Origin of the sequence: Aquabacterium sp. (genome assembly GCF_014378415.1) — a bacterium.
Classification (GTDB): Bacteria; Pseudomonadota; Gammaproteobacteria; order Burkholderiales; family Burkholderiaceae_C; genus Aquabacterium.
The window spans coordinates 1-9,566 of record NZ_JACMNS010000140.1 but is presented as its reverse complement, the minus strand read 5'-3'; the positions used below and the strand labels follow the sequence as shown (position 1 = coordinate 9,566).

Genomic DNA, 9,566 nt, shown 5'->3' with positions numbered 1-9,566 from the left:
TCATCCCACCAATGAATTCAAACGGAATGTCGGCGTCGCTCAGCAAAGTGGCGCCATCGTGGAAGCTCACGGTGGTCGACCCATCGCGCTGCGTTTCCACCAGCACCTTCATCGGCAAATGCGGGTTGGCGTTCGAGGTGTCCTGAAACACCGGTGTGTGGCCATCCGTGTCACCCAGCACCAGCACCAGGGCCGGCGCATTGCTCATGTCCTGCCCGCCAGGCCGCTGCGGTGACACCTTGGCCAGCACCAACATGCCACGCGAGCGCGCCGCCTGCATCAGCTTGGTCACCGTGTCGTCCAGGTTGTGCTTGCTGGTCAGCGTCACCCAGCCAACTTTGGAGTCGGCAACATCCTCGCTGTCGCGAAGCTCAGGCAAACGCCCTGCCGCCATCAGCACCAGGGCCATGCAGCCGGTCATCCAATATCGTTTCAAGCGCATGTCGGTTACCTCCAAAGCAATCCACGTAGGATGGGGGCGAGCCCCGAGAAGTTCAAGCCCTGGGAGGTTTCAGTGGGTAAAGCCGATGGCCGCCCAATGCCGCATGATGGTCACCCATGAATCTGTTCACCGCCCTCACCGCCGCCTGGCCGGCCACCCTGGACGAGCCCGCGATCCTCACGGACACGGGGCTTGACTACACCTGGCGCGACCTGGACCGGGCCACCGCCATGATGGCCAACCTGCTGACCGGTCTGCGCCTGAAGGGCCACGCCGGCCGGCCGCCCGTGGTCGCCGCGCACGTGGACAAATCGGTCGAGGCGCTGATGCTGTACCTGGCCACCTTGCGGGCCGGCTGCGTCTTCCTGCCCTTGAACCCCGCCTACCGGCAGGCCGAGCTGGACTACTTTGTGAACGATGCGCGGCCCTCGGTGCTGGTGTGCCGATCGCCCGACCAGGACTGGGTTGTTCCGCTGGCCGCGCAGGGCCGCGTGGCCCACCTGTTCACGCTGAACGATGACCGCACCGGCAGCTTGCTGACCCACGCTGCAGCGCAAGCTGACCAGCATGTCATCGTGTCCGTCCAAGCGGATGACCTGGCCGCCATCCTCTACACCTCGGGCACCACGGGGCGCAGCAAAGGCGCCTTGCTGAGCCACGGCAACCTGCTCAGCAACGCCCGCACCCTGCTGCGCCACTGGGACTGGCGCAGCGACGACGTGCTGGTGCACGCCCTGCCCATCTTCCACATCCACGGCTTGTTCGTGGCCTGCCACTGCGCGCTGCTGTCGGGCACGGCCATGCGCTGGCTGAACAAGTTTGACGCGACCGGTGTGATGCAGCAGATTCAGGACACCGGCGAACCGCGCGCCACGGTCTTCATGGGCGTGCCCACCATGTACGGCCGCTTGCTGGACACCGCCTACCTGAAGCCTGATGCGTGTGCGGACATGCGCCTGTTCGTCAGCGGATCGGCGCCCTTGCTGAGCGCCACGGCCGAGGCCTTCGCGCAGCGCAGCGGCCAGCAGATCCTGGAACGCTATGGCATGAGCGAGACCGGCATGCTGTGCGCCAACCCCTGCCGCCCCCGCGAAGGCCCGCGACTGCCCGGCAGCGTGGGCCGGCCCTTGCCCGGCGTCGGCCTGCGCATCACCGACGACCACGATCAAGCCTGCTCGCTGGGCACCGTGGGCCACGTGCAGGTGCGCGGCCCCAATGTCTTCAAGGGCTACTTAGGCATGCTTGAGAAAACCCGCGAGGCGTTCACCGCCGATGGCTGGCTCAAGACCGGTGATGTCGGCCATTTTGACGCGCAAGGCTATGTGCACCTGAGCGGCCGCGCCAAGGACCTGATCATCACTGGCGGCTTCAACGTCTACCCGGCCGAGGTTGAAAGCCACCTGGACAAACTGCCCGGCGTGGTCGAATCGGCCGTGGTGGGCGTGCCGCATCCCGACTTTGGCGAAGGCGTGATCGCCATCGTGGTGGCCGAGGCGGGCCAGGCCGTGGACGAGCAGGCCCTGATCCAGACCATGAAGGACACCATTGCCGGCTTCAAAGTGCCCAAGCGCGTGTTCTTTGCCACCGAGCTTCCCCGCAACGCCATGGGCAAGGTGCAGAAAAACCTGCTGCGCCAACAACACGAGGACACCTTCGCATGAGCCTGAACATCCCCGCCCTGAAAGACAGCGTCAGCCCCGAAGAATGGCAACTGCGCGTGGACTTGGCCGCCTGCTACCGCCTGATCGCAGCCTATGGCTGGAGCGACCTCGTGTTCACGCACGTGTCGGCGCGCATCCCCGGGCCGGAGCATCATTTCTTGATCAACCCCTACGGCCTGATGTTCGACGAGATCACCGCGTCCAGCCTGGTCAAGGTCGACCAGAACTGCCACAAGCTCACTGACTCGCCCTTCCCGGTCAACCCGGCCGGCTTCACCATCCACAGCTCGGTGCACGCGGCACGCGAGGACGCCGGTTGCGTGCTGCACACCCACACGCGCTCGGGCGTGGCGGTGTCCGCGCAGAAAGACGGCGTGCTGCCCATCTCGCAGCAAAGCACTTTTGTGCTGGCGTCACTGGCTTATCACGACTACGAAGGCGTGGCCTTCCGCGACGAAGAGAAGCCCCGGCTGCAGGCCGATCTGGGCAGCAAGAATTTTTTGATGCTGCGCAACCATGGCCTGCTGACGGTGGGGCCCACCATCGCCGATGCTTTCTTGTCGATGTACATTTTTGAGAGCACCTGCCAGATCCAGATCGCGGCGCAATCAGGGGGCGGGGCCTTGACGCAGGTCAATCCTCAGATCGTTGATGGCGTGGCGCATGCCATGAAGGTGCAGACTGGCAGCTTGGGCGGGGCTTTTGTGTGGCCCGCCTTGATCCGCAAGCTGGAACGCCTGGATCCAGGCTACAAGACGTGAAGCACCTGCATGGCATGAAGAAGTGGGGATTGATCACAGGCTTGCTGGTGGCGTCTTTGGCGGCGGCCACCTTCATCGCGCTTGACCACGGTGACCCGAAGGTGTCCAAGCCGAACCAGGCGCCGATGAACGAGTTGCCGTGGCACATCGACCAATTGCCTTCGGGCGACACCCAGGTCTTTGGCTTGCGGCTGGCCGCGCAGCCCGAGGCCGCCAGCACGCTGGGCGATGTGCAACGCCGCTGGGCCTCGGACTTTCAGATGGCCGTGGTGGCCGCCCCCGGTGAGAACGGCACGTTGGAAGCCTATGTAGAGTCCGCCACCATGGGTTTCATCATCGGCAAACTGGTGGTGACCGCCCAGGTCAGCCCTCAGGTGATCCTGGGCTTTCGCGAACGTGCCGCCAAGGTGGGCTACATGAACAGCAGCACGCGCAAATACAGCTTGAACCCCACGGACCAGGCGCTGGCCTTGCGTTCACCCATCCTGGCGCTGGCCTTCATCCCGCAGGCCAATCTCGACGACGACATCGTGAAGGCCCGCTTTGGCGTGCCCGCTGAACGCGTGCGCAGCAATGCACACACTGAGCACTGGCTTTACCCGGACAAAGGCCTGGGCATCACGCTGGACAGCGAGGGCAAGGAGTTGCTGCAGTACGTGGCCCCGGCTCAGTTCACGCAACTGCGCGAGCCGTTGCGGCAGACCGCCAAAACGCAGTGATCAGTGAGGTTTGAAGCCGGCCGCCAGCTCATCGATGCGGCGATCCTTCTCGGCCCACAAGCCGTTTATCCAGGTTTGCAGGCGCGCACGGTAAGCGGGGTCTTTGCCCGTGTCGGTTTTCAAGTCCGGCGGGATGGGGATCTGACGCACATCCACCACCACATCGCTCAAGCGGCCGCAGATCAGGTCGGTGAAGGTGGGCACACCCTTGGGGTAGACGATGGTCACGTCCAGCATGGCGTCGAATTGCTCGCCCATCACCGCCAGCGCCATGCCAACGCCGCCCGTTTTGGGCTTGAGCAGGTGCTGATACGGTGATTGCTGCACGTCGTGCTTGCTGGGCGTGAAGCGGGTGCCTTCCAGAAAGCTGATCACCGAAGTGGGCACGACGCGGAACTTCTCGCAGGCCTTGCGGGCGGTTTCCAAGTCCTTGGCCGCACTGGCCTTGCCGCCCTTGCGCGACATGAAGGGAAAGTCGAGCGCCCACCAGGCCAGGCCGATGACCGGCACGTAGATCAGCTCTTTCTTGATGAAGAACTTGAGCAGCGGGATGCGCCCGCTGAACACTTTTTGCAGCACCAGGATGTCGACCCAGCTTTGGTGGTTGCTGCTGACCAGGTACCAGCCTGAGCGCTTGAAGTGGTCAACCCCGGTGATTTGCCAGCGCGTGTGTCCCACGGCAGCGATCCACAGGCCATTGATGGCCACCCAGAGTTCGGCCTGCTTGTTCAGCACGTAGTCGGCCACCTGGCGCACCGCGCGAAAGGGCAGCAGCAGCTTGAGCAGCGCAAAGGGGATCATGGTGGAAAACACAATCACCGTGTTCAGGGCAAGAACAATGCTGGCCACCGTGGCCTTGACGAATTGGACAGGTCTTTGAAACATGGCTGATTGAACGCGGCCTGGTTGTGCAGGTCGTGGATAACGACAGGCCGCAATTATGGCGCCTGGCAACCAGGCTGCGCGTTCTTCAGGCCGCGTCCTGCGCCTGCCACTGCTGCAGGAGGTACAAGCGTTGATAACGCCCTTCGGGCAAGGCCATCAAAGCTTCGTGCGAGCCCTGCTCGGCGATGCGGCCATGGTGCAGCACCACGATGGCATCGGCATCGCGGATGGTGGACAGGCGGTGCGCGATGGCCACCACGGTCACCTGGCCGTGCAGCGCGTCCAGGGCTTTTTGCACCAGGCGCTCGGTGTCGCTGTCGATGTGCGAGGTGGCCTCGTCCAGGAAGAGGATGCGCGGCTGCCCGGCCAGGGCCCGCGCCATGGCCAGCAACTGCTTCTGCCCCACGGACAGGCGCGCGCCACCTTCGCCCAGCGGCGTGTCATAGCCTTTTTCCAGCGCCAGGATGACATCGTGCACCTGGGCAGCCCGCGCGGCGGCCTCGATCTGCGCCAGGCTCAAGCCTCTGCCCATGTCGATGTTCTCGTGCGCGCTGGCGGCCAGCAGGAAGGGCTCTTGCGGCACCAGGCCCACGGCATGGCGGAAAGCGTCGTCGTCAATCTCATCGACCGGCTGGCCATCGATGGTGACGGTGCCCGCCGGCGCCTGGTAGAAGCGCAGCATCAGCGACAGCAGCGTGGATTTGCCGCTGCCAGTGTGCCCCACGATGCCGATGAACTGGCCCGGCGCGATGCTCAGGCTCACATCGTGCAGCACGGGCGGGTTGGCGGCGTAGGCAAAGGTCAGGCGGCGGATGTCAATGGCGCCTTGCGTGACGCGGCCTTGCCCGCTGGTGCGCAGGGACTCGGCCTCTTGCAGCAAGGTGTTGACGCGCGCCGCCGCCACCATCGACTGCTGCAGTTGCGAGAACTGCGTGGTGATCTGGATGAGCGGCTCCACCACGCGCGCCATGGTGCTGATGAAGGCATAGAGCACGCCGATCTCAACCGTGGTCAAGGTGCCGCCCTGGCTGCGCAGACCAAACACCGTCATCACCAGGGCCAGCAGGGAAATGTTCAACAGGTCGAGCGCTGGGCGCAGCAGCCAGGCGTTGGCGCGCAGTTCGGCTTTGCGGGCTTCCAGTTGCGCGCGTGCCGTCTGTGCAAAGCGCTCAGCAAAACGGGGCGTGGCATGGCTGGCCTGCAAGACCGCCATGCCGGCGATGGACTCGCCCATCTGCGCATTCAAATCGCTGCGCAACTGGCGCGAACGCGTCACCGCCGGGGCGCTCAGGCGCTGGTACAGCCAAACGATGGCGGTCACGGCGGGCACCAGCAGCGCCACCACCAGCATCAACTGCCAATCGAGGTAAGCCATTGCGAACAGGGCCGCGACCAGGGCCACCACGCTGTCGAGCATCACGAACAGCACCTGCACGTAGAGCGCCTTGACCGCTTCGGTGTCGTTGGTGACGCGGCTGACCAGTTGCCCGGTGATGGCGCGGTCGAAGTAGGCCATGGGCAGGCGCAGCACGTGGCCATAGACCTCTTCGCGCAAGCGCAGCACCGAGCGCATGGCCAGGCCGGCCAGGCGGATCAGCTGGCCATAGCGGATCCAGCTGGCGATCCAGGTGGCGAACAGGGCGCCCAGCAGCAGGCCAGCCATCTCGGGCCAGGTGCCCTGGTGCGGCATCAGGTGCTGGTCGATGAAGGCCTTGCCCAGGATGGGGCCCAGCGCTTCCAGGCCAGCGGCCAGCATCAGCCACAGCAGACCGCGCCGCAGGTGGTGCAGTTCGGGTTGGGCTGCGCGGCGCAGCAGGGCAAAGGCCTGGCCTCGGTCAAGCGGCTGCATCGTCGGCCTCCAGTTGTTGCTCTAGCTGCTGGTAGCGCCATTGGCGGGCATACCAGCCCTCCTGCTCCAGCAGTTGGGCGTGGCTGCCTTGCTCGGCCACCAAGCCTTCTTTCAGCACCTGGATGTGGTCGGCATCGGCCACGGAACTGAGCCGGTGGCTGACCACGATGACGATGCGCTCGGGCCGCTGTACTTTCAGCTCGCGCAGGTGCCGCAGGATGCGGGCCTCGGTGTCGGTGTCCACGGCGGACAAGGCGTCGTCCAGCAGCAGCAAAGGGGCATCGGCCAGCAAGGCGCGGGCAATGGCCACGCGCTGGCGCTGGCCGCCCGACAAGGTCACGCCGCGCTCGCCCACCGGCGTGTCATAGCCTTGCGGCAGGCGCAGGATGTCGTCGTGCACGGCGGCCATGCGGGCCACGTGTTCGACCTCGGCGCGCGTGGCCTGGGGCTTGGCCAGCGCGATGTTCTCGGCCACCGAGGCAGAGAATAAAAAGGGCTCTTGCGGCACCCAGCTCACGGCCCGGCGCAAGGTGTCCAGCTTGTAGTCGGCCAAGGTCACGCCGCCCCATTGCAAGCTGCCAGCATCGGGCACGAACTGGCGCAGCAGCAAGCGCACTACCGTGGATTTGCCCGCGCCGGTGGGGCCGACCAGGCCGAGCGTCTGGCCCGGTTGAACCGACAGCGACACGCCCGACAAGGCCCGCTGGGCGTGTCCTGGGTAGGAGAAAACCACGTCATGGGCCTGCAGAGCGCCAGGCTGGATCGCCAGCACCGGGCCGTGGTCCTGCACGGTGAGGGGCGCTTCCAGCACCGGCCGCAGGCGGTCCCAGGCGGCCCTGCCGCGCTCGATCAGGGACAGCACCCAACCGGCCGCGAACATGGGCCAGATCATCTGCCCCAGGTAGAGGCTGAAACTGGTCAACTGGCCAATGGTCAACTCGCTGTGCCAAACCAGGTAGCCGCCCATGCCCAGGCTGAGCATCGTGGCGGCGCCCAGCGTGAGGCTGACGGCGGGCTCGTACGCGGCTTCCCAGCGCTGCGCCTTCAGGCTGGATTGCGCGGCTTTGTCGGCCAGGGCCGTGAAGTCGGCGATGCTGCGCGCTTCAAGCCCCAATGCCCGCACGGTGCGCACGCCCGACAGGCTCTCATGCACCTGGTCGTTGAGGTGCCCGAAGTTGTCCAGCGATTGGCGCGACGCCGTGTGCACGTGGTTGGAGATCCACCAGAAGGCCCAGCCCATGATGGGAAACGGCAGCAAGGCCACCAGGGTCAGGCGCCAGTCGATGCCCAAGGCCATCGCGCCAATCACCAGCAGCAAGGTCATGGTGCCGTCAAAGCCCGCCAGCACGGCTTCGCCAGCGGCTTGCTCGACCGCGTCAATGTCGTTGGTGGCCAGGGCCATCAGGTCGCCGGTGCGGCGGTCCTGGTAAAAGCGCGGGCCTTGCAGGCTGAGGCGTTCGTACAGGCGGGTGCGCAGGTCCACGCCCAGCCGGTAAGCCGCTGCATAAAGCAACTGCCGCCAGGTCACGCGCATGAAGTAGATGGCCAGGCCGGCCAGCACCATCAGGCCCACTTCGCGGATCAGGCCATCGGTGTCCAGCCGGCGTGCCACCAGGCCATCGACCAGGTGCCCCACCTGGCGCGGTAGCCACACGGTGAGCAAGGCGATGGCGACCAGCATCACCGCAGAGGGGCCGTAAGCGCGCCAGTGGCGGAAAATGAACCGGAAGACGAGCGCGGACAGGGACATGGGTCAGCTTTGCCCCGACCGACGCCGCTCCCGCAGCATGAACAAATACAAGCCTTCGACCTTTTCGCGCGCCCACGGCGTCTTGCGCAGAAAGCGCAAACTGGACGACACGCTGGGGTCGGCCTGGAAGCAGCGGATGTTGATGAGCCGACCCAACTCCGGCCAGCCATAGCCGGCCACCAGTTCGTTGAGGATCGTTTCGAGCGTCAGCCCGTGCAACGGGTCCTGGCTGGGGGGTTTTTTCATGGCGGCATCATGCCGCACTTATCATGTCCCCACCTCACCGAATGCCTTGAAAGAACGCCCATGAAGACACGCGCCGCCGTCGCCTGGAAAGCCGGACAGCCCCTGACCATCGAAACCGTCGACCTGGAAGGCCCACGTGAGGGCGAGGTGCTGGTCGAGGTCAAGGCCACCGGCATCTGCCACACCGACTACTACACCCTGTCGGGCGCTGACCCCGAGGGCTTGTTCCCTGCGATTTTGGGCCACGAAGGCGCGGGCATCGTGGTCGATGTGGGCCCTGGCGTCAGCTCGCTGCGCAAGGACGATCACGTCATCCCGCTGTACACGCCCGAATGCCGCCAGTGCAAGTTCTGCCTGTCGCGCAAGACCAACCTGTGCCAGAAGATCCGCGCCACGCAGGGCAAGGGCCTGATGCCCGATGGCACATCGCGCTTCTCGCTGAATGGCGACCCGCTGTTGCACTACATGGGCACCTCCACCTTCAGCAACTTCATCGTGGTGCCGGAGATCGCGCTGGCCAAGATCCGCCCTGATGCGCCCTTCGACAAGGTCTGCTACATCGGCTGCGGCGTGACCACGGGCGTGGGCGCGGTGCTGTTCAGCGCGAAGGTCGAGGCCGGCGCCAACGTGGTCGTGTTCGGCCTGGGCGGCATTGGCCTGAACGTGATCCAGGCGGCCAAAATGGTGGGCGCCGACAAGATCATCGGCGTGGACCTGAACCCCAAGCGCGAGGCCATGGCCCGCCAGTTCGGCATGACGCATTTCATCAACCCGAAGGATGTTCAAGCCGCGGGCGGCAATGTGGTCGACGCCATCGTTCAATTGACCGATGGCGGCGCCGACTACAGCTTCGAGTGCATCGGCAACACCACCACCATGCGCCAGGCGCTGGAATGCACGCACAAGGGCTGGGGCCGCAGCCTGATCATCGGCGTGGCCGAGGCCGGCGCCGAGATCAGCACCCGCCCCTTCCAGCTGGTGACCGGCCGCAAGTGGGAAGGCTCGGCCTTCGGCGGCGCGCGCGGCCGCACCGACGTGCCCAAAATCGTCGACTGGTACATGGAGGGCAAGATCAACATCGACGATCTGATCACGCACAAGCTGTCGCTGGACCAGATCAACGAAGGCTTCGACCTGATGAAGAGCGGCGAATCGATCCGCTCGGTGGTGATGTACTGAACGACAGCGGCGGGCCGATCACATGACCATCGAAATGCTCAGCGAACACGCCTGCTTTGGCGGCGTGCAAGGCT

The 9,566-nt window shown here is 65.3% G+C and carries 9 protein-coding genes; 4 read left to right on the top strand and 5 right to left on the bottom strand.

Annotated elements, in window-relative coordinates; all coding sequences use genetic code 11:
• A partial coding sequence (locus H7225_RS12815; RefSeq protein WP_290662405.1) for a hypothetical protein occupies positions 1-442 on the bottom strand: 442 nt, incomplete at its 3' end.
• Positions 443-558: 116 nt separating this feature from the next.
• Here H7225_RS12815 and H7225_RS12810 point away from each other — a divergent pair.
• The 3 genes from H7225_RS12810 to H7225_RS12800 are packed head-to-tail and all read left to right on the top strand — an operon-like array spanning position 559 to position 3,583.
• Positions 559-2,103, top strand: a complete 1,545-nt coding sequence (locus H7225_RS12810) for an AMP-binding protein (protein WP_290662403.1) — start codon at positions 559-561, stop codon at positions 2,101-2,103.
• Complete coding sequence (locus tag H7225_RS12805; RefSeq protein ID WP_290662401.1) at positions 2,100-2,864, top strand: class II aldolase/adducin family protein; 765 nt, start codon at positions 2,100-2,102, stop codon at positions 2,862-2,864. The genes H7225_RS12810 and H7225_RS12805 overlap by 4 nt, the downstream gene beginning before the upstream one ends.
• Positions 2,861-3,583 (top strand): hypothetical protein, encoded by a 723-nt coding sequence (locus tag H7225_RS12800; protein ID WP_290662399.1) that lies wholly within the window; start codon positions 2,861-2,863, stop codon positions 3,581-3,583. The genes H7225_RS12805 and H7225_RS12800 overlap by 4 nt, the downstream gene beginning before the upstream one ends.
• Here the strand turns inward: H7225_RS12800 and H7225_RS12795 are convergent, their stop codons facing one another.
• The 4 genes from H7225_RS12795 to H7225_RS12780 all read right to left on the bottom strand — a co-directional run bounded on the left by H7225_RS12795 (position 3,584) and on the right by H7225_RS12780 (position 8,313).
• Positions 3,584-4,468, bottom strand: a complete 885-nt coding sequence (locus H7225_RS12795) for an acyltransferase (RefSeq protein ID WP_290662397.1) — start codon at positions 4,466-4,468, stop codon at positions 3,584-3,586.
• An 85-nt stretch (positions 4,469-4,553) separates the two neighbouring features.
• Positions 4,554-6,317 carry an ATP-binding cassette domain-containing protein gene (locus tag H7225_RS12790; protein ID WP_290662395.1) on the bottom strand — a complete coding sequence of 588 codons (1,764 nt, stop codon included), beginning with the start codon at positions 6,315-6,317 and terminating at the stop codon, positions 4,554-4,556.
• Positions 6,304-8,067, bottom strand: a complete 1,764-nt coding sequence (locus H7225_RS12785) for an ABC transporter transmembrane domain-containing protein (protein WP_290662393.1) — start codon at positions 8,065-8,067, stop codon at positions 6,304-6,306. The genes H7225_RS12790 and H7225_RS12785 overlap by 14 nt, the downstream gene beginning before the upstream one ends.
• A gap of 3 nt (positions 8,068-8,070) precedes the next feature.
• The gene (locus H7225_RS12780; protein ID WP_290662391.1) at positions 8,071-8,313 is read right to left on the bottom strand and encodes a VF530 family protein; all 243 of its coding nucleotides are present in this window, start codon (positions 8,311-8,313) and stop codon (positions 8,071-8,073) included.
• Positions 8,314-8,373: 60 nt separating this feature from the next.
• Between H7225_RS12780 and H7225_RS12775 the strand changes: the two genes are divergently transcribed.
• Positions 8,374-9,492: an S-(hydroxymethyl)glutathione dehydrogenase/class III alcohol dehydrogenase gene (locus H7225_RS12775; protein WP_290662389.1), complete on the top strand. Its 1,119-nt coding sequence runs from the start codon at positions 8,374-8,376 to the stop codon at positions 9,490-9,492.
• The last annotated feature ends 74 nt before the right edge of the window (positions 9,493-9,566 follow it).

Excerpts from the sequence above, each read along its gene's own strand:
- H7225_RS12780 (WP_290662391.1), bottom strand. The coding sequence starts at position 8,313 with ATGAAAAAACCCCCCAGCCAGGACCCGTTGCACGGGCTGACGCTCGAA.
- H7225_RS12785 (WP_290662393.1), bottom strand. The coding sequence starts at position 8,067 with ATGTCCCTGTCCGCGCTCGTCTTCCGGTTCATTTTCCGCCACTGGCGC.
- H7225_RS12775 (WP_290662389.1), top strand. The coding sequence starts at position 8,374 with ATGAAGACACGCGCCGCCGTCGCCTGGAAAGCCGGACAGCCCCTGACC.
- H7225_RS12810 (WP_290662403.1), top strand. The coding sequence starts at position 559 with ATGAATCTGTTCACCGCCCTCACCGCCGCCTGGCCGGCCACCCTGGAC.
- H7225_RS12790 (WP_290662395.1), bottom strand. The coding sequence starts at position 6,317 with ATGCAGCCGCTTGACCGAGGCCAGGCCTTTGCCCTGCTGCGCCGCGCA.
- H7225_RS12795 (WP_290662397.1), bottom strand. The coding sequence starts at position 4,468 with ATGTTTCAAAGACCTGTCCAATTCGTCAAGGCCACGGTGGCCAGCATT.
- H7225_RS12805 (WP_290662401.1), top strand. The coding sequence starts at position 2,100 with ATGAGCCTGAACATCCCCGCCCTGAAAGACAGCGTCAGCCCCGAAGAA.